Source organism: Sphaerisporangium fuscum (assembly GCF_018531465.1).
Classification (GTDB): Bacteria; Actinomycetota; Actinomycetes; order Streptosporangiales; family Streptosporangiaceae; genus Sphaerisporangium; species Sphaerisporangium fuscum.
On record NZ_JAHDTF010000016.1, the window covers coordinates 1 to 23,744 of the forward strand.

The 23,744-nt window shown below is 72.0% G+C and carries 22 protein-coding genes and 1 tRNA gene; 19 read left to right on the forward strand and 4 right to left on the reverse strand.

Annotated features, from left to right (window positions below):
• The 8 genes from KIK05_RS20325 to KIK05_RS47065 all read left to right on the forward strand — a co-directional run.
• On the forward strand, positions 1 to 2,800 hold a 2,800-nt coding region (locus KIK05_RS20325; RefSeq protein WP_372455601.1), incomplete at its 5' end, for an Rne/Rng family ribonuclease.
• Positions 2,801 to 2,985: 185 nt separating this feature from the next.
• A complete protein-coding gene (gene rplU / locus KIK05_RS20330) occupies positions 2,986 to 3,300 on the forward strand; it encodes a 50S ribosomal protein L21 (protein ID WP_214412350.1) in 315 nt (104 codons plus the stop codon).
• A 12-nt stretch (positions 3,301 to 3,312) separates the two neighbouring features.
• The gene (rpmA, locus tag KIK05_RS20335; RefSeq protein ID WP_184979518.1) at positions 3,313 to 3,570 is read left to right on the forward strand and encodes a 50S ribosomal protein L27; all 258 of its coding nucleotides are present in this window, start codon (positions 3,313 to 3,315) and stop codon (positions 3,568 to 3,570) included.
• 241 nt (positions 3,571 to 3,811) lie between these two features.
• Entirely contained in the window at positions 3,812 to 5,164 is a 1,353-nt protein-coding gene (gene obgE, locus KIK05_RS20340; protein ID WP_214412351.1) for a GTPase ObgE, read from the forward strand.
• Between the two features lie 22 nt (positions 5,165 to 5,186).
• Entirely contained in the window at positions 5,187 to 6,338 is a 1,152-nt protein-coding gene (gene proB, locus KIK05_RS20345) for a glutamate 5-kinase (protein ID WP_214412352.1), read from the forward strand.
• The gene (locus KIK05_RS20350; protein WP_214412353.1) at positions 6,331 to 7,614 is read left to right on the forward strand and encodes a glutamate-5-semialdehyde dehydrogenase; all 1,284 of its coding nucleotides are present in this window, start codon (positions 6,331 to 6,333) and stop codon (positions 7,612 to 7,614) included. The genes proB and KIK05_RS20350 overlap by 8 nt, the downstream gene beginning before the upstream one ends.
• 211 nt (positions 7,615 to 7,825) lie before the next feature.
• Positions 7,826 to 9,637, forward strand: a complete 1,812-nt coding sequence (locus KIK05_RS20355) for a serine/threonine protein kinase (RefSeq protein ID WP_214412354.1) — start codon at positions 7,826 to 7,828, stop codon at positions 9,635 to 9,637.
• A 101-nt stretch (positions 9,638 to 9,738) separates the two neighbouring features.
• Complete coding sequence (locus KIK05_RS47065; RefSeq protein ID WP_308250025.1) at positions 9,739 to 10,218, forward strand: cupin domain-containing protein; 480 nt, start codon at positions 9,739 to 9,741, stop codon at positions 10,216 to 10,218.
• A gap of 40 nt (positions 10,219 to 10,258) precedes the next feature.
• Here KIK05_RS47065 and KIK05_RS20365 read toward each other — a convergent pair whose 3' ends face one another.
• Positions 10,259 to 11,275, reverse strand: a complete 1,017-nt coding sequence (locus KIK05_RS20365) for a M48 family metallopeptidase (protein ID WP_214412356.1) — start codon at positions 11,273 to 11,275, stop codon at positions 10,259 to 10,261.
• Between the two features lie 126 nt (positions 11,276 to 11,401).
• Here KIK05_RS20365 and nadD point away from each other — a divergent pair, with 126 nt between their 5' ends.
• The 5 genes from nadD to KIK05_RS20390 all read left to right on the forward strand — a co-directional run bounded on the left by nadD (position 11,402) and on the right by KIK05_RS20390 (position 15,051).
• Positions 11,402 to 12,007 (forward strand): nicotinate-nucleotide adenylyltransferase, encoded by a 606-nt coding sequence (gene nadD / locus KIK05_RS20370; RefSeq protein WP_214412357.1) that lies wholly within the window; start codon positions 11,402 to 11,404, stop codon positions 12,005 to 12,007.
• Between the two features lie 169 nt (positions 12,008 to 12,176).
• Positions 12,177 to 12,584, forward strand: coding sequence for a ribosome silencing factor (rsfS, locus tag KIK05_RS20375; RefSeq protein WP_214412358.1), 408 nt, complete (start codon positions 12,177 to 12,179; stop codon positions 12,582 to 12,584).
• Positions 12,577 to 13,233, forward strand: coding sequence for a histidine phosphatase family protein (locus KIK05_RS20380; protein ID WP_214412359.1), 657 nt, complete (start codon positions 12,577 to 12,579; stop codon positions 13,231 to 13,233). Before rsfS ends, KIK05_RS20380 begins: the two co-directional genes overlap by 8 nt.
• Positions 13,234 to 13,383: 150 nt before the next feature.
• Positions 13,384 to 13,456 (forward strand) — tRNA-Ala (locus KIK05_RS20385).
• A 323-nt stretch (positions 13,457 to 13,779) separates the two neighbouring features.
• Positions 13,780 to 15,051, forward strand: coding sequence for an FAD-binding protein (locus KIK05_RS20390; RefSeq protein ID WP_214412360.1), 1,272 nt, complete (start codon positions 13,780 to 13,782; stop codon positions 15,049 to 15,051).
• A 19-nt stretch (positions 15,052 to 15,070) separates the two neighbouring features.
• Here KIK05_RS20390 and KIK05_RS20395 read toward each other — a convergent pair whose 3' ends face one another.
• From KIK05_RS20395 to KIK05_RS20405, 3 genes are all read right to left on the reverse strand, one after another.
• Positions 15,071 to 16,228, reverse strand: a complete 1,158-nt coding sequence (locus tag KIK05_RS20395) for an FAD-dependent oxidoreductase (protein WP_214412361.1) — start codon at positions 16,226 to 16,228, stop codon at positions 15,071 to 15,073.
• The gene (locus tag KIK05_RS20400) at positions 16,225 to 17,517 is read right to left on the reverse strand and encodes a carboxylate--amine ligase (RefSeq protein WP_214412362.1); all 1,293 of its coding nucleotides are present in this window, start codon (positions 17,515 to 17,517) and stop codon (positions 16,225 to 16,227) included. The genes KIK05_RS20395 and KIK05_RS20400 overlap by 4 nt, the downstream gene beginning before the upstream one ends.
• Before the next feature lie 220 nt (positions 17,518 to 17,737).
• Positions 17,738 to 19,084, reverse strand: a complete 1,347-nt coding sequence (locus KIK05_RS20405) for a DHA2 family efflux MFS transporter permease subunit (RefSeq protein ID WP_214412363.1) — start codon at positions 19,082 to 19,084, stop codon at positions 17,738 to 17,740.
• Between KIK05_RS20405 and KIK05_RS20410 the strand changes: the two genes are divergently transcribed.
• The 6 genes from KIK05_RS20410 to KIK05_RS20435 all read left to right on the forward strand — a co-directional run bounded on the left by KIK05_RS20410 (position 19,083) and on the right by KIK05_RS20435 (position 23,407).
• Positions 19,083 to 19,340: a TetR/AcrR family transcriptional regulator C-terminal domain-containing protein gene (locus KIK05_RS20410; RefSeq protein WP_214412364.1), complete on the forward strand. Its 258-nt coding sequence runs from the start codon at positions 19,083 to 19,085 to the stop codon at positions 19,338 to 19,340. The genes KIK05_RS20405 and KIK05_RS20410 overlap by 2 nt on opposite strands.
• Before the next feature lie 137 nt (positions 19,341 to 19,477).
• The gene (locus KIK05_RS20415; RefSeq protein ID WP_214412365.1) at positions 19,478 to 20,344 is read left to right on the forward strand and encodes a DUF11 domain-containing protein; all 867 of its coding nucleotides are present in this window, start codon (positions 19,478 to 19,480) and stop codon (positions 20,342 to 20,344) included.
• Positions 20,345 to 20,458: 114 nt separating this feature from the next.
• On the forward strand, positions 20,459 to 20,821 hold the full coding sequence (locus KIK05_RS20420; protein ID WP_214412366.1) for a hypothetical protein: 363 nt from the start codon (positions 20,459 to 20,461) through the stop codon (positions 20,819 to 20,821).
• Complete coding sequence (locus KIK05_RS20425; protein ID WP_214412367.1) at positions 20,818 to 21,207, forward strand: hypothetical protein; 390 nt, start codon at positions 20,818 to 20,820, stop codon at positions 21,205 to 21,207. Before KIK05_RS20420 ends, KIK05_RS20425 begins: the two co-directional genes overlap by 4 nt.
• 56 nt (positions 21,208 to 21,263) lie before the next feature.
• On the forward strand, positions 21,264 to 22,001 hold the full coding sequence (locus KIK05_RS20430) for an SRPBCC family protein (RefSeq protein WP_214412368.1): 738 nt from the start codon (positions 21,264 to 21,266) through the stop codon (positions 21,999 to 22,001).
• A 170-nt stretch (positions 22,002 to 22,171) separates the two neighbouring features.
• Complete coding sequence (locus KIK05_RS20435) at positions 22,172 to 23,407, forward strand: CynX/NimT family MFS transporter (RefSeq protein WP_214412369.1); 1,236 nt, start codon at positions 22,172 to 22,174, stop codon at positions 23,405 to 23,407.
• The last annotated feature ends 337 nt before the right edge of the window (positions 23,408 to 23,744 follow it).

The following is a 23,744-nucleotide window of genomic DNA, read 5'->3' on the forward strand; positions in this document are numbered from 1 at the left end:
GCCCGCTGACGCCGCGCCGGCGGCGAGCGTGACCGGCGGGGAGAACGGCGTGGCCGCCGCCGGTGAGGAGGCCGCCGCCGGGAAGGCCGCGCTCGGCCCCATGACGACGGAGGCCGCCGCCAGGGAGACCGCGCTCGCCCCCGTGGCGACGGAGGCCGGCGCCGATCAGGCGGCCGGCGAGAGCGCGCCGGCCGAGGCGCCCGTGAAGCGCACTCGGGCGCGCCGCGCCACCGCCAAGGACCCCGACGCGCCCGCGACGACCCGTCGCACCCGCACCACCAAGAAGGACGCCGCCCAGGCGGGCGAGGCCGCCGGGACCGAGGCCGAGGCCGCGCCGGTGAAGCGCCGCCGCACGCGGAAGACCGCCGAGGTCCCCGAGACCCCGGCGGAGCCGTCGGTCGCCGCCGAGCCCGCCGCCGGGGCGCCCGCCACCACCGAGGCGGGCGCCGAGCCGCAGCCGGAGACCGCCGAGCCGTCCGTGAGCGTCGGCGCCGTGGCGGAGGAGGCCGAGGTCGCCGAGGAGGTCCTCCGGACGCTTCCCGAGGAGGAGCCGCTCGACGACGAGCCGGCCGGTGAGGACATCACCGACGAGGCCGAGGCGAGCGCTTCGCAGAGCTCCCTCTTCGCCGATCCGTTCGGCCTGGCCGCCATGGCCGAGCGCGCCGTGGCCCCGGCCGTCACCTTCCAGGCGCCCGCCGCGGTGTTCACGCCGATCTTCCAGGCGCCCGAGCCGCGTCCCGCCGTGCCGCCGGTCGTACCGCAGCCGTTCCAGCGGGCCGAGCCCGTGGCCGATGAGCTCGAGGAGGCCGACGACGCCGCCGAGGCGGTCGCCGACGACGAGGACGACGAGGGCGATGCCGGCAGCCGCCGCCGTCGCCGCCGTCGCGGAGGCCGCGGCCGGGGCAAGGTCCGCGATGCCGACGAGACCGAAGAGACCGACGACGAGGGCGACGATCAGTCCGCCGCGGCCGACGAGGCGGAGACCGGCGAGGCCGAGCAGTCGCATGAGGCGGCCCAGGACGCCGACGAGGGCGGTTCGTCCTCACGGCGTCGCCGCCGCCGGCGTCGCAGGGGCGGTGACGATCTCGAGGCCCCCGCCGACGACCCGCCGAACACGGTGGTGCGCATCCGCGCGCCGCGCGCGGGCCGGCCGGTGTCGGTCGACGAGGTGCAGAGCTTCCGCGGGTCGACCCGCCTGGAGGCCAAGAAGCAGCGCCGCCGCGAGGGCCGCGAGCAGGGCCGCCGCCGTCCGCCGGTGATCACCGAGTCGGAGTTCCTGGCCCGCCGCGAGTCGGTGGAGCGGGTGATGGTGGTGCGCCGCCAGGGCGGCCGCACGCAGATCGCCGTGCTCGAGGACGGCGTGCTCGTCGAGCACTACGTCGACCGCGAGGCCAGCCAGTCGTACGTCGGCAACGTCTACCTCGGCAAGGTGCAGAACGTCCTGCCGTCGATGGAGGCCGCGTTCATCGACGTCGGCAAGGGCCGCAACGCCGTGCTGTACGCCGGCGAGGTGAACTTCGACACCGCCGGGCTCGAAGGCCAGCCCAAGCGCATCGAGTCGGCGCTGAAGTCCGGCCAGTCGGTGCTGGTCCAGGTCACCAAGGACCCCATGGGCCACAAGGGCGCCCGGCTCACCAGCCAGATCAGCCTGCCGGGCCGTTACCTGGTGTACGTCCCGGACGGCTCCATGACCGGCATCAGCCGCAAGCTCCCCGACAAGGAGCGCACCCGGCTGAAGAGCATCCTGAAGAAGGTCATGCCGGAGAACGCCGGTGTGATCGTCCGGACCGCCGCCGAGGGGGCCTCGGAGGAGGAGCTCAGCCGCGACGTCGCCCGGCTGTCGGCGCAGTGGGAGAACATCCAGCGCAAGGCCAAGTCGGCGAGCCCGCCCGAGCTGCTCTACTCCGAGCCCGACCTGACCATCCGCGTGGTGCGTGACGTCTTCAACGAAGACTTCTCCTCCCTGGTGGTGGCCGGCGACGAGGCGTGGGGCACCGTCGACGAGTACGTCCGCTACGTCGCGCCGCACCTGGCCGACCGCCTCACCAAGTGGGAGGACGGCGACGTCTTCGCGGCCTACCGCATCGACGAGCAGATCGCCAAGGCGATGGAGCGCAAGGTGTGGCTGCCGAGCGGCGGCTCGCTGGTGATCGACCGCACCGAGGCGATGACCGTCGTCGACGTGAACACCGGCAAGTTCACCGGCCACGGCGGCAACCTCGAGGAGACCGTCACCAAGAACAACCTCGAGGCGGCCGAGGAGATCGTCCGGCAGCTGCGGCTGCGCGACATCGGCGGCATCATCGTGATCGACTTCATCGACATGGTGCTGGAGAGCAACCGCGACCTGGTGCTGCGGCGCATGCTGGAGTGCCTGGCCCGCGACCGCACCAAGCACCAGGTCGCCGAGGTCACCTCCCTGGGCCTGGTCCAGATGACCCGCAAGCGGGTGGGCCAGGGCCTGCTGGAGGCGTTCTCGACGCCGTGCGAGTGCTGCAACGGGCGCGGGCTCATCGTCTCGACCGAGCCGGTCGAGGCCAAGCCCGAGCCGCGTGGCACGCAGGGCAAGATGGCGATCGAGAAGGCGGTGGCCGAGAAGCTGGGCAAGGTCAAGGCCGGTGCCGACAAGCTTCTCAAGGAGGTGGGTGTCGCTGTCGCGGCGAACGGCGAGGCCGGTCGTGATAGCGTGACCGATGCGCTTGACAGCTCCTCCGACGAGGACGGCCAAGACGCTCAGCCTTCCGCCCGGGGGCGGCGACGCTCCCGCAAGGCCACCAGACCGGCTGGGCCGGCCGAATAGGCCGGCGCCCGGCGTACCGTCCGGTTCGACCAGGGGGCCCGATATCCGGTATCCTGGTCAACCGGTGCGTCCGGTGGCGTGCCTAGCTTCGCGCGCCTACCCGGTTCGCCGGTCGTGTATCGACGGGAGCTGGATGCTAGAGGCGCAGCGTTCAGCGAGCAATTAGCCAGAAGAAGGGTTCCGCGGTGTACGCGATCGTTCGTTGCGGCGGCAGGCAGCAGAAGGTCTCCGTCGGTGACGTCCTCGAGGTGGACAAGGTCGCCGGTGAGGTCGGCTCCACGGTGTCGCTGTCGCCGGTGCTCGTCGTCAACGACGGCGATGTCACCACCGACGCTGCCACGCTTGGCAAGTTCGAGGTGACCGCCGAGATTCTCGGCGAGACCAAGGGCCCCAAGATCCGCATCCTCAAGTACAAGAACAAGACCGGCTACAAGAAGCGCCAGGGTCACCGCCAGCGGTACACCCAGGTGAAGGTAACCGGCATCAACCCCGGGAAGTAGTGGTAGCGAACCATGGCACACAAGAAGGGCGCCTCGTCCACCCGGAACGGCCGTGACTCCAACGCCCAGCGGCTCGGGGTCAAGCGTTTCGGTGGTCAGCTCGTGAACGCCGGCGAGATCATCGTCCGCCAGCGCGGCACTCACTTCCACCCGGGTGACAACGTCGGCCGTGGTGGCGACGACACGCTGTTCGCGCTGGTCGCGGGCCACGTGCAGTTCGGTAACAAGCGCGGCCGTCGCGCCGTCAGCATCGTCCCGGCCGCGGAGTAGATCCGCTCTATCGGGACCATGGGCCGCCGGGCCGCGTGATGAACGCGGTGGCGGCCGAGCCAGAACGTTGATGAGGCGGATCGACCTGTCGATCCGCCTCATCGTCGTTGAGGCCCGTTTTCCGCCAGGCGCCTCGGCGCAGGCCGACGCGGAAGCCGGGTGAAGGGCCTCGCCGTCGCGATGAGCGCGGAGGAGGTACGGCGTACGGCCAGGGCGGTCGCGCCGGCGAGAGGGAGTAACGGTGGCTGAGTTCGTCGATCAGGTGGTCCTGTACATCAAGGCCGGTGACGGGGGACACGGCTGCGCGTCCATCCACCGGGAGAAGTTCAAGCCGCTCGGCGGCCCCGACGGCGGCAACGGCGGACGCGGCGGTGACGTCCTGCTCGAGGTCGACGCCAACACCTCCACGCTGCTCGACTACCACCACCGCCCCCACCGCAAGGCCCCCAACGGCAAGCAGGGCGCGGGCTCCAACCGTGACGGCGCCAACGGCGAGGACGTCGTGCTGAAGGTGCCCAACGGCACCGTCGTCAAGGACGCCAGGACCGGCGAGGTGCTGATCGACCTGGTCGGCGTGGGCACCCGTTACGTCGTCGCGCAGGGCGGTCACGGGGGCCTCGGCAACGCCGCGCTGGCCTCCACCAAGCGCAAGGCTCCGGGCTTCGCGCTGCTCGGCGAGCCGGGCGACGAGCTCGAGGTGATCCTGGAGCTCAAGACGGTGGCCGACGTCGCGCTCGTCGGGTTCCCCAACGCCGGGAAGTCGTCGCTGATCGCGGCGCTGAGCGCCGCCCGCCCGAAGATCGCCGACTATCCCTTCACGACGCTGGTGCCCAACCTCGGCGTCGTGACCGCCGGGGAGACGGTGTTCACCGTCGCCGACGTGCCGGGCCTGATCCCGGGCGCCTCCGAGGGGCGCGGCCTCGGGCACGAGTTCCTCCGGCACGTCGAGCGCTGCTCGACGATCGTCCACGTGCTCGACTGCGCGACGATCGAGCCGGGGCGCGACCCGCTCAGCGACTACGAGGCGATCGAGGCCGAACTGGCGGCGTACGGCGAGCTGGACGACCGTCCCCGCCTGGTCGTGCTGAACAAGGCCGACGTCCCCGACGCCCGCGAGCTGGCCGACATGGTGCGGCCGATGCTGGAGGAGAAGGACCTGCGGGTCTTCACGATCTCCGCCGCCACCCATGAGGGGTTGCGGGAGCTGTCGTTCGCCATGGCCGAGATGGTCACCGCCGACCGGGCGTCCCGGCCGGTCGAGGAGCCCACCAGGCTGGTGATCCGGCCCAGGCAGTACGGCGACACCGGGTTCGAGGTCCGGCGCATCGACGACGACACCTTCCAGGTCACCGGTGAGAAGCCCGAGCGCTGGATCCGGCAGACCGACTTCAGCAACGACGAGGCCGTGGGCTACCTCGCCGACCGCCTGGAGCGGCTCGGCATCGAGAAGGCCCTCAGCGAGGCGGGCGCCAGGGACGGCGCCGAAGTGATCATCGGCCCGATGGAGGGCGGTTACGTGTTCGACTGGCATCCGACCCTCGACGCCGCCGCGGTCGCTCAGGGCCCGCGCGGCACCGACGACCGTCTCGGCTAGACCGGCAGGAAGGACTTCGCGCGTGGACTACACCGGACGGGAGCGAGTGGCGACCGCTTCGCGCCTGGTCGTCAAGGTCGGCTCGTCGTCGCTGACGACGCCGCAGGGCACGATCGACGTCGACCGGGTGGACGCCCTGGTCGACGTGCTCGCCGCGCGCCGCCGCGCGGGGACGCAGATCGTGCTGGTGTCCTCCGGCGCGATCGCGGCCGGGCTCGGGCCGCTCGGCCTGACCGCCCGGCCGCGCGACCTCGCCACCCAGCAGGCCGCCGCCTCGGTCGGCCAGGGCGTGCTGGTGGCCCGCTACACCTCCTCCTTCGCCAGGTACGGCCTGCGCGTCGGCCAGGTGCTGCTCACGGCCGACGACATGATGCGCCGTTCCCACCACCGCAACGCGCAGCGCACCCTGGCGCGGCTGCTGGAGCTCGGCATCGTCCCGGTGGTCAACGAGAACGACACAGTCGCCACCGACGAGATCCGCTTCGGCGACAACGACCGCCTGGCGGCCCTGGTGGCCCACCTCATCCACGCCGACGCGCTGGTGCTGCTGTCGGACGTCGACGCGCTGTACGACGGCGACCCGCGCCAGCCGGGCGCCCGGCGCATCCCGCAGGTCGCCGGGCCGGAGGATCTCGAGGGCGTCGAGCTCGGCAGGTCCGGCCGGGTGGGCACCGGCGGCATGATCACCAAGGTGGAGGCGGCGCGCATCGCGACCGGCGCGGGCGTCCCGGTGGTCCTGACGGCGGCCGCCCACGCCGCGCAGGCCCTCGCCGGGCATGACGTCGGCACCTACTTCCAGCCCGACGGCCGCCACCCCGGCACCCGCCTGCTGTGGCTCGCCCACGCCACCACCGGCCGGGGCCGCCTGCACCTGGACGCCGGGGCGGTGGAGGCCGTCGTCGGCCGGCGCAAGTCGCTGCTGCCCGCCGGAGTGACCCTCGTCGAGGGCGACTTCAGCGCGGGCGACCCCGTCGACCTGTACAGCCCGCACGGCACGCCGGTGGCGCGCGGGCTGGTGAACTTCGACGCCGCGGAGATCCCCGAGCTGCTCGGCCGTTCCACGCGCGAGCTGGCCGCCACGCTCGGGCCCGAGTACGAGCGGGAGCTGATCCACCGCGACGACATCGTCATACTGGACCCGAGCATCGAGAGCAGGAGCGCGAGGCATGTCTGAGGCCGATGACTTCCTGAAGGTCGCCCACGCCGCCCGGGAGGCCGCCGCCGATCTGGCGCCGCTGCCGCGCGCGGCCAAGGACGCCGCTCTGCGCGCGATCGCCGACGCCCTCGAGGCGCGTGCCGGTGAGATCGTCGCGGCCAACGCCCTCGACGTGGAGGCGGCGCGGCGCGGCGGCACCGCCGAAGCCATGATCGACCGGCTCCGGCTCGACGAGAAGCGCGTGCGGGCCATCGCCGCGGCCGTCCGCCAGGTGGCCGATCTGCCCGACCCCGTCGGCGAGGTCGTCCGGGGGAGCACCCTGCCGAACGGCCTGGAACTGCGGCAGATCCGTGTGCCGCTCGGCGTGGTCGGCATCATCTACGAGGGGCGCCCCAACGTCACGGTGGACGCCGCCGCGCTCTGCCTCAAGAGCGGCAACGCCGTGCTGCTGCGCGGCTCCTCCAGCGCCTACCAGTCCAACAGCGTCCTGGTGAAGGTCATGCAGGAGGCCCTCGACGCCACCGAGGTGCCGGCGGCGGCCGTGCAGCTCGTGCCGGGCACCACCCGCGAGTCCGTCAAGCACCTCATGCGGGCGCGGGGGCTGGTCGACGTCCTCATCCCGCGCGGCGGCGCGTCCCTGATCAACTCCGTGGTCGAGGAGTCGACGGTCCCGGTGATCGAGACCGGGGTCGGCAACTGCCACGTGTACGTCGACGCCGACGCCGATCTCGACCTGGCCCTGGAGATCCTCGTCAACGCCAAGGCCCAGCGGCCCTCGGTCTGCAACGCCGCCGAGACCTTCCTGGTCCACGCGGCGGTCGCCGACTCGTTCGTCCCCTCGGCGCTGGCGCGGCTGGCGCAGGAGGGCGTGACCGTGCACGGCGACGAGCGGATCGCCTCCTACGGCCCCTCGGTGGTGCCCGCCACCGAGGACGACTTCGGGGCCGAATACCTCTCCCTCGACATCGCCGCGGCGGTCGTCGACTCCCTCGACGACGCCGTCGTCCACATCCGGCGATACGGCTCCGGCCACACCGACGCCATCGTCACCCGCTCCCAGCAGGCCGCGCGGCGGTTCGTCGCGCGGGTCGACTCGGCGGCGGTCGCGGTGAACGCCTCGACGCGGTTCACCGACGGCGGGGAGTTCGGGTTCGGGGCCGAGATCGGCATCTCCACCCAGAAGCTCCACGCGCGCGGCCCGATGGGCCTGCCGGAGCTCACCTCCACCAAGTGGGTGTACACCGGCGAGGGCCACCTGCGTACCGCCGCCGGCACCGTGATCGCCGGATCGTAGCCCCCGCGAGGGGCGTCCCTCGCCGCCGAGCGAGGGCGTGGGCACGGCCGCGGCGGTGGTCTGAGAGCGCCCCGAGCCGCCGAGCGGGGCGAGGCCGTAGGAACCGCCCCCTCGCGACGCCGCCGTTTACGGATTTTCGGTGGAAGGTGGGGTGTGGTTTCGGCGCGCCGCCGTGGCTCGGGGACCGATCGGCGCTATGGTGGCGTCTCCTATGGGCGGACGGCGAGTGGGCGGGCTCGGGCGAGTCGGCCCGTACACCATGGTGGAGCGCCTCGGCCGCGGCGGCATGGGCGACGTCTACCTCGCCGTGGGCCGGCGCGGGGTCAAGGTCGCCGTCAAGATGCTGCGTGATCCGATCGGGGACGATCCCGATGCGCGATTAAGGCTGGACCGCGAGGTGCGCGCGCTGCGCCGGGTCGAGAGCCCCTACGTCGCGCGCGTCCTCGACGCCGATCTGTCCGGTGACCGGCCGTACCTCGTGATGGAGCACATCGAGGGGGAGACCCTCCTCGACAAGGTGCGGCGCAGCGGCCCCCTGTCGGGGGCGAACCTCATCGAGCTCGCCCGAGGGCTGGCCACCGCGATAGCCATCATCCACGCCGCCGGAGTGATCCACCGCGACGTGAAGCCCGCCAACGTGGTGCTCGGCCCCGACGGCCCCGTGCTGATCGACTTCGGGATCGCCCAGGTGGCCGACGCGACCCGCGTCACCATGACCGGAACGTTCCTCGGCACCCCGGGCTACTCCGCCCCGGAGGTGTTCGCCGAGGAGCCGGTCGAGGAGCCCTCCGACGTGCACTCGTGGGCCGCGACGGTCGCCTTCGCGGCCACCGGACGGCCGACGTTCGGCAGGGGCAGCGTCGAGGCGCAGATGTACGCCGTCCTGAACGGGCGGGCGGACCTGGCCGGGGTGCCGGGGCTGCTGCTGCCGTTGATCAGGGCCGCGCTGAACCGCGAACCGGGCAAGCGGCCGACCGCCGCGCTGCTGGCCGACAGGCTCTCGCGCCTCGCCCGCGCGACCGCTCCGGCCACACCGGTCCTGGGCGCGCCGCCACGCCGCGACGAGCCGCCCTCTGGGCGCGTCAGAGACGAGCCCGCGCGCGTCCGAGGGGACGACCCGCCCGGTGGGCGTGGCAGGGCGGGAGAGCCATCAGGCGCGCGTCCGCGCGGCGAGGACACGCCGGGCGGCCGGGGACGTTCCGGGGAGCAGGAGCAGCCGGACGAGGCGGCCACGTCGCGGGCCCCGGAGGCGGCCGAGGCCGCCACCGACGGCGTGACTCCGCCGCCGCGGAAGAAGACGACCCAGCCGCGCCCGTCCGCGCGGACGGGGGTGCCCGGAGAGCGCGTCCGCGTCCGCCGCGCGGAAGGCCCCGAGCGCCGCGCCAAGGCCGAGGGCGCCGAGCACCGGCCGCGGGCCGAGGAGAAGGCCCGGCGTGCGGGGGGTGAGGCCAAGGAGGCGCAACTCGCCGCCGAGGCGGTGCAGGCCGGCGGCTCCACCGCGCCGGGCAGCGCGATGCTGGTCGTCCTGGCCATGGTGGCGGTGCCGTGCGTGGTGGCGTCGGTGATCTGGCCGCTCGCGACGTTCGTGATCACGGCGGCGTTCTGCGTGCTGGCCCGTGCCTGGTGGACCGGCCACTGGCTGGTCCGCAACCGCCGCTCGCCGCGCGTGCGCGGCACCCTGCGGGTGGTGACGCTCCCGGTGACCCTGAGCGGGGCGCTGCTCAGCGCGGCGCTGTGGCCGGGGCTTCCCGCCTCCGCCATTGCCGCCTCGGCCTTCTGGGTGGCGGCCGGAGGGCACATGGACGACGGGTGGTGGAACCAGGCGGGTCCCATGACGGTGGCCGGCGTGGTGTTCGGCGTGGTCTGCGGCGGTATCGTCGGCCGGGAGATCGAACGCGTGGGCGACCGCGCCCCCGACCTTCGCCGGGAGGGGCTGCGCGCGCTGTCGGTGCTCGGGGGTTTCGTCGCGCTGTGCGCGGCGGCCGTCCGGGTGCTCGCCTGGATCATCCCCCATGCGCTGTGACCCGCCCGTGGGGCGGGCCGGCGCATGGAGGATGATCACGCGGTGGCGATCGAATGGCGAAGAATGCCCGGCCCTGCCGCGGCCGGGGGAAGGAACCACTCGTGACATATCCGGACCCTCAGTACCTCGGAACCGGAGGCGAGGTCACCGCGACCTACCGTCCCACCGGGCAGGAGCCCGATCTGGTCTACCCGAGCGGGAACACCGTGCACTACCTGGCCACCGGCGCCTCCACCGGCGGGCTGTTCGGCCTGTACCGCTGGGAGATGGGCCCGGAGCCGAGCGGGCCCTCACCACACTTCCACAGGTCGATCTCCGAGTCGTTCTACATCCTCACCGGGACGGTGCGGATCTACGACGGAAGGCGCTGGATCGACACGGTGCCGGGAGACTTCGTCCACGTACCGATCGGAGGGATCCACGCCTTCCGCAACGAGTCGGGCGAGCCGGCGTCGATGCTGCTGCACTTCTCGCCGGGAGCACCCCGCGAAGGCTACTTCGAGGGGCTGATCGACCTGGGCTCGGCGACCGAGGAGGAACGGGCGGAGTTCTATCTTCGCCACGACAACCACTGGGTCTGACCGGAGACTCCGGCCGCCCCGCGGGCCGCGACGGGCTCGCTCAGTTGTCCCGGCGGGCGAAGCGGTTGAAGATGCGCTCGCCGGCGTTGACCGCGCCCTCGGCGACGTCGCGGAGCACGCCGATGAACGGGTCCTGCGACTGCGCCCACGACTCACGGTAGGAACGCGCGGCAGCCTTGATCTCCTCGGAGACGCTGGCGTTGGCGTCGTCGGCCCGGCGGGGGTAGTTGCCGGCGAGGATCGCCTCGTATTCGCCCTGGCGGCGCCACCTGTCGAGCTCGGCGACCCGCATCACCGCGAAGGGGTGGGTGGTGCCGAGGAGGTTGAGCACCTTCAGCAGGCCGTCGCGCACGTCACCGGCGGTGTCGTACTCACGGGCCTGGTCGAGGAACGCCTCGATGTTCATCTCGTGCAGGCGGGAGCCTCCGGCGAGCTTCATCAGGGCGCGCATCGCGGCCTCGGGGTCCTGCCCGCACAGCAGGCCGCCGCGGTCGGCCGACAGCTCCGCCTTGCGCTGCCACTCCTCGAGCGCCGTCACGATGATCCGCAGCCCGATGTAGCCGAGGGGGATCCACGCCACGCGCGTGGCGAGCCTGGTGAGGATCGTCAGCATCGTGCCGTAGACGGCGTGGCCGGACAGGATGTGCGAGGTCTCGTGGCCGACGACGAAGCGCAGCTCCTCCTCGTCCATGAGGTCGAGAAGGCCGGTGTTGATCACGATGAACGGGTCGTCGAAGCCGATCGCCATGGCGTTCGGCTGCGGGTCCTGCTGGACGTAGATCTCGGGGATCCGGTGGAGGTCGAGCAGGTAGGCGCTGTCGCGGCCCATGTCGTACAGGTCGCGGAACTGGGTTTCGCTCGCCCGCACCGAGGAGGCGAGGAACATCAGCCGGAGGCGGCGCTCGCTGAACAGGCCCGACATGCGCTTGAGCACCGAGTCGAAGCCGGACAGGGAGCGCATCGCGACGAGAGCGGACCGGTCAGCCGGATGTTCGTAGGCCCGGGAACTGATGCCGGGCAGCTGTACGCGGTTGCGATCCGGGGTGGTGGTGGTCATGGTCGGCATGCTACGTCGGGGCGGATGCCGGTGCGCGGCCTTCTTTCGCGCGTCTCCCGATGACCTTCGCGGGACGGCAGGGGGCGGGTTCCCGCCACCTGCGGGAGGCAGGCTAGGGTCCGACGCATGAGGAATGGGGCCCCCATCAGGCGGCTTGGCATCATGGGCGGGACCTTCGACCCGATCCACCACGGGCACCTGGTCGCGGCGAGCGAGGTCGCGCACCACTTCGAGCTCGACGAGGTGGTGTTCGTCCCCACAGGGCAGCCGTGGCAGAAGGCCGAGCAGGCCGTGTCCGCGGTCGAGGACCGCTACCTCATGACGGTGATCGCCACCGCGTCCAACCCCCGCTTCTCGGTGAGCCGGGTGGACGTCGACCGTCCGGGGCCGACGTTCACGATCGACACGCTGCGCGACATCGCCACGGGGTACGGCCCGGATGTGGAGCTGTACTTCATCACCGGCGCCGACGCGCTGGCGCAGATCCTCAGCTGGCGCGACGTCGACGAGCTTTTCACCATGGCGCATTTCGTAGGCTGTACCCGCCCGGGTCACGTCCTGCAGGACCCCGGGCTGCCGAAGGGCAAGGTGAGCCTCATCGAGATCCCGGCGCTGGCGATCTCGTCGTCGGAATGCCGGCAGCGGGTGGCCGCCGGCGAGCCCATCTGGTATCTCGTCCCCGACGGCATCGTCCAGTACATCAACAAGCGGCACCTGTACAGGAAGCCCTGACCGGAGAGGCTCCTCCTCGGCACGTTCCCTGCCTGAGCGCGGCGCGGTCATGCCGTGACCGTTCGCGCGAAGAAATCACATTGACCTCACGGGTGATCCTGGCAGGAGAATGGCTAGATTTGATGGGAGCGCCGACTCCGTACGCCGCACAGGAGGAACAACCCACATCGTGACCGCATCGGAAAGATCCCTCCAGCTCATCCGGCTCGCGGCCGAGGCCGCGGCCGACAAGCTGGCGGACGACATCATCGCCTACGACGTGAGCGACCAGCTCGTCATCACCGACGCCTTCCTGCTCTGCTCCGCCTCCAACGACCGCCAGGTGCGCGCCATCGTCGACGAGATCGAGGAGCGCCTGCGGATCGACCTGCACGCCAAGCCCGTCCGCCGCGAAGGCGAGCGCGAGGGCCGCTGGGTGCTGCTCGACTACCTCGACATCGTGGTCCACGTCCAGCACGAAGAGGACCGCACCTTCTACGCCCTCGAGCGCCTGTGGAAGGACTGCCCCGCCATCTCGCTCCCGGACAGCGTCTCGCACGTCCGAGCCCAGCGGGCCCGCGGGACGGCAGGTGAGTGACGGCAAGGGCGCAGGCCGCCGCGTCGTCTTCTGGCGCCACGGGCAGACGCTGTGGAACGTCGAGCAACGCTTCCAGGGCCACACCGACATCCCGCTGGACGAGACCGGCGTCGCGCAGGCCGAGCGGGCGGCGTCGCTGCTCGCGTCCCTGCGGCCGTCGATGATCGTCTCGTCCCACCTGCGACGGGCCCAGGACACCGCCGCCGCGCTGGGCGCCCTGGTCGGCCTGGAGGTCAACGTCGACAAGGACCTCCGCGAGCGCGGGGGCGGCGAGTGGGAGGGCCTGACCCGCGCCGAGATCGCGGCCGGCTGGCCCGTCCAGTACGCCGAGTGGGAGGCCCCTGGCGGTGAGGTCGTGACCGACGTCGCCGACCGCGTCGCGGCCGCCACCCGCCGCTGGGCCGGGCAGCTGGACGACGGTGGGCTCCTCGTCGTCGCCTCACACGGCGCGGCGATCCGTCTGGGGCTCGCGCGGCTGCTCGGCCTGCCCGAGGAGCTCTGGCCGGCCCTCGGCGGTCTCGGCAACTGCTCATGGTCGGTGCTGCAGGAGGGCCGCAAGGGCTGGCGCCTGCTCGAGCACAACGCCGGCACCCTTCCCGAGCCCGTGAACAGCGACGACAGGCCCGAGGCCGCCCCCGCCGCGAGCTAGCCGGACGTACGGCTTGCGCCCGCGCCGCCTCTGGCGCGAGCCGTACGACGGCACCCGTGGCCGGGGCGCTCAGGTGTCGATTAGGTGAACCGCCGGGAATCGCTATATGCTCTCCGAGCGCCGCGACGGGAACACCCTGAGCGGTGACCAGGGGCTATAGCGCAGTTGGTAGCGCGCCTCCATGGCATGGAGGAGGTCTGGGGTTCGAATCCCCATAGCTCCACAGTTTGTGGGTAGCGCGGCAGCGTCGATGGCATGGAGGAGGTCTGGGGTTCGAATCCCCATAGCTCCACAGTTTGCGGGTGGCGCGGCAGCGTCGATGGCATGGAGCAGGTCTGGGGTTCGAATCCCCATAGCTCCACAGTTTGCGGGTGGCGCGGCAGCGTCGATGGCATGGAGCAGGCCTGGGGCCCGTATCCCCATAGCTCCACAGTTTGCGGGTAGCGCAGGGTGTGCAGGTCTAGGGCACTGGACACGCGGGTCGGGATTCACTACCTCTAGGGTGGCAATGCCCCCACGGCCCGCGTAGTAGAGGAAAAGCCGCAGTTGACCAAGAACCTCACCAATTGGGCACGTAACATCACATTCCAGGCGGCGGACGTCGAGCGGCCCTCGTCCCTCGACGAGCTCCGCGGCCTCGTCGCCCGCAGCGCCAAGGTGCGGGTGCTCGGGAGCGGGCACTCCTTCAACGAGATCGCCGACTCCACCGGCACCCTCCTCTCTCTGGAGGGCCTGCCTCCCGCAGTGGAGATCGACACCGCCGCCGCCACCGTCAGGGTGGCCGCCGGGGTGCGGTACGCCGAGCTCGGCCGCCGGCTGCACGACAAGGGCTACGCGGTGCACAACCTCGCCTCGCTGCCGCACATCTCCGTCGCCGGCTCGGTCGCCACGGCCACCCACGGGTCGGGCGACGGCAACGGCAACCTGGCGACGGCCGTGACCGCGATCGAGATGGTCACCGCGGACGGCGACGTCGTGGTCCTGAGGCGCGAGGAGGACGGCGACCGCTTCCGGGGCGCGGTGGTGGGCCTCGGCGCGCTGGGCGCGGTCGTCGCCCTGACGCTCGACATCGTCCCGGCCTTCGAGGTACGGCAGCGCGTCTACGAGGGGCTCCCGGCCGAGGCCCTGGACGACCACTTCGACGACATCATGTCCCGCGCCTACAGCGTGAGCCTGTTCACCGACTGGCGCACCCCGCGGATCAACCAGGTCTGGGTGAAGGAGCGGGTGGACGGGGACACCGGCTCCGCGTCCCCCGGGCCGCTGTTCGGAGCCCTGCCCGCCGACGGGCCGCGCCACCCGGTGCCCGGGATGTCGGCGGTGCACTGCACCGAGCAGCTCGGCGTGCCGGGCCCGTGGTTCGAGCGGCTGCCGCACTTCCGGCCCGACTTCACCCCGAGCAGCGGCGAGGAACTGCAGGCGGAGTACCTTCTGCCCCGGCGGCACGCGGCCGAGGCGCTGCGTGCGCTGCGGGTGATCGGCGACCGGATCGCCGCCGTGCTGCAGATCTCGGAGATCCGCACGATCGCGGCCGACGAGCTGTGGCTGAGCCCCAGTCACCGGCAGGAGACGGTGGGCCTGCACTTCACCTGGATCAAGGACGCCGCGGCCGTGCTTCCGGTGCTGGGGATGATCGAGGAGCGGCTGGCGCCGTTCGGGGCGCGTCCGCACTGGGGGAAGTTGTTCACGATGGCGCCCGGCGACCTGCGCGCCCGGTACGAGCGCATGGACGACTTCTGTGCGCTGGCGCGCCATTACGACCCGTCGGGCACGTTCACCAACGACTTCGTCGCCCGGTACGTCTTCGGTGGCCGTTAGGGGCCGTCCGGCGGCCGATTCACCCCGATGCGCGGGCCGCGACGGCCGCCGCGAGGCGGGGGGAGGCGAACTCCGTGCCGCACACGAAGCGCAGCAGCGGCCCGAAGCTCGCCGCGGCCGCCAGGCCGGTGAAGTACAGCCCGGGGACGGATGACTGGAAGGAGCCGTCGAGCCGGGGGAAGCCGCCCGCCCGCGTGATCCGCGATCGCAGCCCCGGCGCGAGGAAACCCAGCGCGTCCAGGTCGACTCGGTAGCCCGTGGCGGCCATGACGTGGTCGGCGGTGATCTCACCCGAGCCGGTGGTGAGCACGATCTTGTCGCCGTCGGCCCGGGCCCCGGTCAGGCGCGTCCCGGAGATCACCGGCAGCCTGCCGGCGACCCTGTCCTTCAGCCACCAGGAACCGAGCGGGCCGAGCACCCTCCTGACGAGATCGAGCCGGGTCCCCTCCGGGAGGAACCGGAACATCGGCGCGAGGTTGGCGAAGGCGTACAGCGCCCACGAAGGGCCGAGGCAGGTGTCGGGCGCGAACCGCTTCCCCTGGCGCGGGTCGCCGCCCCACCGCACCTGCCGCCGCGCCAGGACGCGTACCGAGGCGCCGGCCTCGCGCAGCAGCGCGGCGCCTTCCAGCGCCGACTGCCCGGCGCCGATCACGACGACGTCGCGTCCGGCGAACGGCGTGAGGTCGTGGTGCCGGGAGGAGTGCGAGACCAGGGCCGGATCGAGCCCGCGCAGCTCCTCGGGGACGTGGGCGAACCCGGTCAGGCCGCTCGCGACGACCACGGTGGCCGCCTCCACGTCCTCACCGGAGCCGAGCCTGAGACGGAACCGCCCGCCGTCATGGTCGAGCGAGACGACCGGGGTCTCCTCCAGGTCGTCCACCAGCCGCGAGCGGAACCACATTCCGTAGTCCACGAACAGCTCGATCGGCACGCTGTCGTGCTCGCCGAGCGCGGGGCGGCCGATCTCGGCGCAGTAGTCGGCGAGGGTGTGCCCGGGGGCGGGAGCCGACATGCTGGAGGCGTCGGGGGTGGATTTGAGCAGCATGCCCGCGGGCATCCCGTCCCGCCAGCTCGACATCGGCGTGCCGAAGGTCCGTACGGCGAGGCCCCGGCCGCGCAGGTGCGCGGTGGTGGACAGGCCGTAGGGGCCGGCACCGATGACGACGACGGGAGTCATGCTGGGTCCTTTCGCTTGATCAGACGGAGCCGGAGCCGGCGCGCGGGCCCGGGGCGGCGGGCCGCGGCCAGGCGGCGCGAGCGCCACAGCTGCAGCAGGTGCGCCACTCCCGGCCCGACGAAGCGGAAGAGCATCACCACGAACGGGCGCGGGTCGTCCCGGGCCAGCCAGGCGAGCTCGGTCTCCGTGGCCCTGGCGGGGGCGGACGGCGTGGTGTACCCGCTGCGGCGGTAGGCGAGCATCGCCGGGAGGTCGATGTTCTCCACGACCATGCGGCGCCCGTCGAGTTGGCCGGACGCCGGCACCTCCCGCCCGGTCAGGTCGAGGTGCATGGCCCGTACGACGTCGACGCCGGCCTCGGTCTCGAACAGCCGGAACTGCGCGCCCATCCGGGGGTTGAAGTCCAGGAGCTTGTAGCGGCCGTCGCGGCGGTCGTAGCGCCAGTCGAGGTCGGCGATGCCCTGGAAGCCGATGTCCTTGACGAATCGTGTGGCCAGTTCCGCCAGCGCGGGGTTGGCGACGATGTACGCGCACGCCGTCATGCCCGCGTGCGGCGGCCAGGACCGTACCTTGACGCCGGTGAACAGCACCAGGCAGGTGGAGGCGGTGTCGCAGTACAGGTGGACAATCCAGTCCTCCGCCTCCTCGCGGGGCAGGTAGTCCTGGAGGATCACGCTCGGGTGCTCGCCCCAGGTGCCGGCCAGGGCGAGCAGCTGGGCGGCGTCGTCGAAGCGGGTGGTCCCGGCGACGACGGGCGCCCTGCGGCGTTCGAAGGCCTCGAGGTTCTTGGCGACCACCGGGAAGCGGGCGACGGCGGCGTACTCCCGCACCTCCTCCAAGGAGGTGGGGAAGGCCGCGCCGGGGGTCGGTGCGCCGTACCGGACGCACAGCTCGTGCAGGCCGCGCTTGCTGGCCAGGCGGCGTGGCAGGAGGGGGTCCACGGCGGGGAACAGGAACCGCTCGCGCAGGATGTGCGCGTGCTCGGCGATGAGGACGGCGGCCTCCTCGTCGGTGGGGACGAGCACGGTGGGACGGCCGATGCGCCTGCCGATGGCGAGCAACCCTTCGACCAGGCGCGCGGCGTCCTCCAGGCCGGTGGTGGGCCACACGAAGCGGCCGGTCAGGTAGCGGGAGAAGGCGGCGGGGGTGAAGCGGTCCTCGGTGATCGCGTACACCGGGACGCCCAGCCGGCCGAGACTGCGGATCGCGCCCACGCCGCCGTGGTGCAGAGGGTAGTGGCCGATCTTGACGATCAGCGCGGGCACCGACCGGTCCGCCTCGATGGCCATGCTCGGCACAGCAGCCCCCTTGGACATGGAACGACCAGGCGTTCCATGAGTGACCCCGACCCGAAGACGACCCCCGACACGTCGCGGGAGCCACTATAAGCACTCAAGTCGTAAAAACTCTTGATATTGCCGCTTCTGGCCACGCGGACGATCAGGGTGTCTTCGGGCGGGTCGTTCAGGACGCCTTGCGGGGGAGCGCCACCACGCCGATGGCGAGGGCTCACCAGAAGCTCCCGGAGAAGGCGTGCGCGACGGCTCCGGCCGCCTGCCGGCCGCGCGCGGCGGCGTCGGCGAGCGTGCCGTCGGTGCCCGGGACGCCGGCGCGTAGCAGGACCTGCAGGACCACTGCCAGCACGGCGACGCCGATCGAGGTGGCCACCCGGACCAGGATGTTGCTCATGGTCGTCGCGGCCGGGATCGCGGTCCTCGGCAGCCCCTGGTAGACCGCCGCCATGAACGAGGGGACGACCAGGCCGTGCCCGAGCCCCACGACGAACAGGGCACCCGCGAGCAGCGGCAGCGCGGTCGCGGCGTCGATCCGGGTGTAGGCCACGATGCCGAGCAGCGCGACGACGACGCCGGCGATCCCGACGCCGCGGGAGCCGAGCCGGTCGGTGAGGCGCCCGGCCAGCGGCATGGTGATCATCGCGCCGACTCCCAGCGGGGCGACCAGCAGGCCCGAGCCGAGGACGGTCTCGTGCCGGATGAGCTGGTGATACAGCGGCACCAGGATCAGCACGCCGAACACCGCCATGGAGTGGAAGAAGAGGGCGCCCACCGCCGTGGCGAACGCCCGGTGCCGCAACACCCTCAGGTCCAGCAGGGCGGCGTCGCCCCTGCGGAGCGACCGCAGGGCGAAGGCCGTCGTCAGCACCACTCCCGCCGCCAGCCCGGCCGGCGCCCTGGGGCCGGTGAGACCGCCGGGCTCGCCGGCCTGGGCCAGGCCGTAGACCAGGGCGGCGAGGCCGGGGGAGAGCAGGGCGAGCCCGAGGGCGTCCAGCCGCCCGGCCGCCTCGTTGCGTTCCTCGCGCGGCAGGAGCCAGACGGCGAGCAGCAGCGCCAGCCCGCAGAAGGGCACGTTGATGTAGAACAGCCACCGCCAGGCGAGGTGGTCGAGGATCACCCCGCCGAGCACCGGTCCCAGGACGGGCGCGAGCATCGCGGGAACGGAGACCACCGCCATCACCCGGCCCATGCGCTGCGGGCCCGCCGCCTGGGCCAGCATGCTCTGCCCGACCGGCATGAGCAGGCCGCCGCCGATCCCCTGGAGGATCCGGAACGCGATGAGGCTCGCCGCCGACCAGGCGGCCCCGCACAGCACCGAGCCCGCGATGAACAGGGCGAGGGAGACGATCCACATCGTCCTGCCGCCGAAGCGCCGCACCACCCAGCCGGTGATCGGGATCGTCATGGACAGCGCCAGGGTGTAGCCGGTGACCACCCACTGGATCGTGGACAGGGAACTGCCGAACTCGCTGCCGAGCCTGTTGACCGCGACGTTGACGATCGTGCTGTCCAGGACCGTCATGATCGCGCCGAGCGCCACCACCAGGGCCATTCGTCGCATGGCGGCGGTCGACGACTACGTCCTCGGCTATGTCACGCGCGAGATCAGGGAGTCGGAGGCCCCCCGCCGTGAAGGGCTCACCCAGGCCGAGCGGACCGCGATGCTGCAGCCGTACCTGAGCGACCTGGTCGGGAGCGGCGACTTCCCGAACCTCGCCCCGCTGCTGAAGGACGGCCTTCCCGTCGTGGAGGACAACTTCGAGCGCGGCCTGAAATGGCTGTTCGACGGCATCGCCGCCGAGCTCTCCCTCCCCTGACGCCTCCGGCGGCCATCGGGTTGCCCCGGGAGGGATGTCCACAATAGGCCACTACTGCTGGTGACCAAATGACCGCAAGCGGGGATATGAGCGGCGATAGTCGGAGAGTTCACGTCTGTCGCGAACGAAAGGCTGCGATGAGATCCCTCCGGCACCCCCTCGCCCTGGTCGCCCTGGCCGCCGCCATGGTCATGTCCCCGCTGCTCGCCGCCCCCGCCTCCGCCGACCCGCCGGAGGTGGCGCTGTCGCTGTCGTCGTCCCAGGTCACCGTGGGGGACTCCGTCACGGTCACCGCCACCGTGACCAACGTCCACGGCTTCACGGTCCTGGGCGCCACCGCCCGGATCTTCACCATCCCCGCCGCCCTGCCGTCGTACGCCACCCTCACGGGGTGCACGGGGGCCACCGGGCCGTGCGGCACCGTCTCGGACGCCGGCGGGCCCATCGGGTTCCAGGCCCCGGTCGGGGCCCTCGCGGGCGGCGCGTCCGCGACCGTCGCCTTCACCTTGTCGATCGCCCAGAACGCCCAGCCGGGCGACCAGACGTTCCAGGGGGAGCTGCGGGGCTCGAACTACGGCTCCGTGACCGTCGCCGGGCCCGTCCTGACGGTCGTCGGCCAGGCCGACGCGGCCGTCGGCCTCACCGCCGCGCCCAAGCTCGGCCTGCTCGTCCCGAAGATCGAGTTCACGGTCCGGGTCACCGACAACGGGCCGGGCGTGCTGCGGGACGCCACCGTCACCATGCCGCTCCCCGCGGGCCTGTCCGGCCTCTCCGCCGACTGCGGCACCTCCGGGAGCGTCGTGACGTGCACGACCGGGCAGGTCGGCGTGGGCGCCTCGGTGACCAGGAAGTTCTCGGTCCCCGTGGGGCTGCTCGACATCGGGGTGCCCTACACCTTCCGCGCGGCGCGCACCGCCTCCGACCCGGTCGACCCGGTGGCCGCAGACGACGCGGCCCAGGTCCAGTGCACCGTCGTCTCGATCGTCCTGGTCACCTGCCACTGACCGCGCCCGGGCCCTCTCCCCGGCGGTCACGCCAGGGGAGGGGGCTCCTTGCGAGGGACCGGCGCGGGCGGCCGATAACCTACCTGCCATGGTCCCGACTCTCCCGGCCACGCCATGATCGGCGGGTTCGCCGCCTGGCTGATCGCCGGCTCGCTGCTCCTCGCGGTGCTGTGCGTGATCACGGCGATCAGGAACAGGCCGATGGGGGTCGTGCTGCTCGCCGGGCTGGCGGTCCTGGAGGTCGCCCTGCTCGTCCAGGCCGGCATCGGGATCGCCAAGGTGATCGGCGGGGAGAGCCATCACGAGACGCCGACGTTCATCGGCTACCTCGCGGGCACTATCGTGATCCCTCCCGCCGCCGCCTTCCTCGGGCTCGCCGAACGCAGCCGCTGGGGTACGGCGATCGCCGCCGTCGCCTGCTTCGCCATCCCCGTCATGACCGCCAGGCTGCTCCAGATCTGGCAGGGCACGGCGTGACCGGTGCGCCCGTCAACACCGGGCCGGGCCGTCTGCTCGTCGCCGTGTACGGCCTGTTCGCCCTGGCCGCCGGATCGCGCGCCGGGCTGCAGATCGCGACGAAGTACCACGAGGCGCCGCTCGCCTACACGCTGTCGGCGTTCGCCGCCGCGGTCTACGTCGTGCTGACCGTGGCGCTGGCGCGCGGCGCCCGCCGTACCGCCCTGGCGGCCTGTGCGATCGAGCTGGCCGGGGTGCTCGTGGTCGGCACGATGAGCGTGTTCGACCCGGCCGCCTTCCCCCACGCCACCGTCTGGTCCGGGTACGGCAGCGGGTACGGTTTCGTCCCGCTGGTGCTGCCCGTGATCGGCCTGTTCTGGATTTTCAGTAGGTCGAAGTCCGAATAGCCGGCCCGATGATGGGCAGGGCAGGTTTCCGTACCCAGAGAAAGGGAGGAAGCCTGATGAGCACGATCGAGCACTCGGTCGACGTGGCCGTGCCGGTCCGGACGGCCTACAACCAGTGGACGCAGTTCGAGAGCTTCCCCGAGTTCATGGAAGGCGTGGAGTCGGTCAAGCAGCTCGACGACACCCACCTGGCCTGGAACGTCCAGGTCGCCGGGGTCCACCGTGAGTTCGAAGCCGAGATCACCGAGCAGCGCCCGGACGAGCGCGTGGCGTGGCGCTCGCTCGACGAACCCCGCCAGGGCGGCGTGGTGACGTTCCACCGCCTCGACGGCGACACCACCCGCGTCATGCTCCAGATGGAGTACGACCCGGAGGGGTTCGTGGAGCAGATGGGCGACAAGCTTCAGCTCGTCCGGATGCGGGTCCACGGCGACCTGGAGCGGTTCAAGAAGTTCGTCGAGTCCAAGGGATACGAGACCGGCGGCTGGCGCGGTGAGGTGCCGACGCCGCCCGGCGGCGACCACGGCGCGGCCGCCCGCACGGCCCCGGACGCCGACGTCCTGTCCGGTACCGGCACCACCGCCGGGACGGGCGTGTCGCCGGAGAGCGGCCCCGGCCCGGCCACTCCCGCCGGCGCGGGGGCGGCGTACGGCGAGCCGATGCCGCCGCGGACGGTGGGGCGTGACTACCCGCCGGAGACTTCGCTCCCGGCTCCCGGCAGCGGCCCCGTCTCCCCGCAGGGCACTCCGCGCTGGGACGACGAGCCGCCGCTCACCCCGGAACGCCTCGCCTGAGCGAGGAGACCGGATCGACCACGGAGGGCGGGGGAGACCCCGCCCTCTGTCGTGTGCTCCGGAGGGGGCATTACCTGTGTAAAGGCAGGGGCAAAAGTCTGTTACGCTAATGACATCCAATCATCCCATGATTCGATGAGCGTCTGACAGCAGGAGGAACGACCCCCGCCATGAGTGTGCTGGCCCCCGATGATTTCGCCACCGCCGCAGCCGACCGCAGGTCGGGCGCGGGCGGCCGGCTGGCGTGGCTGGTCGCTCTCGGCATCGTCCTGGCCGCGCTCAACCTGCGCACCGCCGTCACCAGCGTCGGCCCCCTGCTGAACCAGGTCAGCGACGCGCTCGGCATGTCGGGCGTGGTGACCGGCCTGCTCACCACCCTGCCGGTGCTCTGCTTCGCCGTCTTCGGCGCCATGACGCCCGCGCTCGCCCGCCGTGCCGGCGAGCACCGCCTGCTGCTCGCCGCTCTGGTGTTCCTCGGCGCCGGGCTGCTCGTGCGCGTCCTGGTCGACTCGACACCGGTCTTCCTCGCCGCGAGCGTGCTGGCGCTGTCCGGGGGCGCGATCGGCAACGTGCTGATCCCGACCCTGATCAAGCGTCACTTCCCGCGCCGCAGCGGGCCCATGACCACTCTGTACGCGACGGCTCTGGCCGTCGGCACCATGCTTGCCGCAGCCGCGACGGTCCCCATTGAGCGGGCCGCCGACGGTGACTGGCACGTCGCCCTCGGTGTGTGGGCGGCTCTCGCCGCTGTGGCCGCCATTCCGTGGCTTGCGCTTCTGCGCAGTGAGCCGGAGCGGGACAGCGGGCGACAGGACGCCGGTCCGCGGGCTCTGGTGCGCAGCAGGCTGGCCTGGGCGATCGCCGGGTACTTCGGCACCCAGTCGCTCGTCGCCTACGTGATGTTCGGCTGGCTCCCGCAGTTGCTGCAGGACCGCGGCTACACCACCGGCCAGGCCGGCGTGGCCCTGGCGGTGTTCTCGGCCCTCGGCATCCCCGTCTCCGTGGTGGTGCCCGCGGTCGCGGCGCGGATGAAGAGCCAGCGTCCGATGGTGATCGGGCTGGTCGTGCTGTACGTCATCGGCTTCGCCGGCATGCTCGCCGCGCCGGTCTCCACGATGTGGGTCTGGATCCTGGCCGTCGGCGTCGGCATGGGGTCGTTCCCCATGGCGCTGACCCTGCTGGCCCTCCGCACCCGCACTCCCGAGCTCACCGGCGCCCTGTCGGCGTTCGGCCAGAGCGTCGGGTACCTCATCGCCGGCGCGGGCCCGATCGTGGTGGGCGTCCTCTACTCCGCGACCGGCGGGTGGACCCTGCCGTTCGCGCTGCTGTTCGCCGTCGTGGCGGCGCAGGCCCTCACCGGCTGGTACGCCGCGGGCGACCGCTACGTCGAGGACGACCTGGCCTGATCCCCGGCGGGTCTCGCCGGCCTGCGCCACGTCCTACCTGTTCCCATGCCTGAGTTTCCGGCATGGGAACTTGATTGTTAGCGTTCTCATCAGGACGCGTCAAGCATCACTTCGATTACGAATACCCTTCACCTGGGAAAGGCTGGTCGATGCCGCTTTTCGCGGCCGGGTCTTGACACTCTGTGGTGTTATCGCAAACACTCAGAAATCCCAGCGAAACATGAGGCGGGCCCCACGTCATGGGCTCACCGATCGACCTCGTAGTTGTTTTCTCCGATCCGCTCACCCCTCCCTCGCCCCGTTCGCGCTGCTCAGAACAATCGCTTGCTCGAAGGCC

What these genes read in the sequence shown, in the direction of transcription:
- rpmA (WP_184979518.1), top strand. Translation starts at nt 3,313, where the DNA reads ATGGCACACAAGAAGGGCGCCTCGTCCACCCGGAACGGCCGTGACTCC.
- KIK05_RS20350 (WP_214412353.1), top strand. Translation starts at nt 6,331, where the DNA reads ATGTCTGAGGCCGATGACTTCCTGAAGGTCGCCCACGCCGCCCGGGAG.
- KIK05_RS20355 (WP_214412354.1), top strand. Translation starts at nt 7,826, where the DNA reads ATGGGCGGACGGCGAGTGGGCGGGCTCGGGCGAGTCGGCCCGTACACC.
- KIK05_RS20365 (WP_214412356.1), bottom strand. Translation starts at nt 11,275, where the DNA reads ATGACCACCACCACCCCGGATCGCAACCGCGTACAGCTGCCCGGCATC.
- nadD (WP_214412357.1), top strand. Translation starts at nt 11,402, where the DNA reads ATGAGGAATGGGGCCCCCATCAGGCGGCTTGGCATCATGGGCGGGACC.
- KIK05_RS20395 (WP_214412361.1), bottom strand. Translation starts at nt 16,228, where the DNA reads ATGACTCCCGTCGTCGTCATCGGTGCCGGCCCCTACGGCCTGTCCACC.
- KIK05_RS20400 (WP_214412362.1), bottom strand. Translation starts at nt 17,517, where the DNA reads ATGGCCATCGAGGCGGACCGGTCGGTGCCCGCGCTGATCGTCAAGATC.
- KIK05_RS20410 (WP_214412364.1), top strand. Translation starts at nt 19,083, where the DNA reads ATGGCGGCGGTCGACGACTACGTCCTCGGCTATGTCACGCGCGAGATC.
- KIK05_RS20405 (WP_214412363.1), bottom strand. Translation starts at nt 19,084, where the DNA reads ATGCGACGAATGGCCCTGGTGGTGGCGCTCGGCGCGATCATGACGGTC.
- KIK05_RS20415 (WP_214412365.1), top strand. Translation starts at nt 19,478, where the DNA reads ATGAGATCCCTCCGGCACCCCCTCGCCCTGGTCGCCCTGGCCGCCGCC.
- KIK05_RS20420 (WP_214412366.1), top strand. Translation starts at nt 20,459, where the DNA reads ATGATCGGCGGGTTCGCCGCCTGGCTGATCGCCGGCTCGCTGCTCCTC.
- KIK05_RS20430 (WP_214412368.1), top strand. Translation starts at nt 21,264, where the DNA reads ATGAGCACGATCGAGCACTCGGTCGACGTGGCCGTGCCGGTCCGGACG.
- KIK05_RS20435 (WP_214412369.1), top strand. Translation starts at nt 22,172, where the DNA reads ATGAGTGTGCTGGCCCCCGATGATTTCGCCACCGCCGCAGCCGACCGC.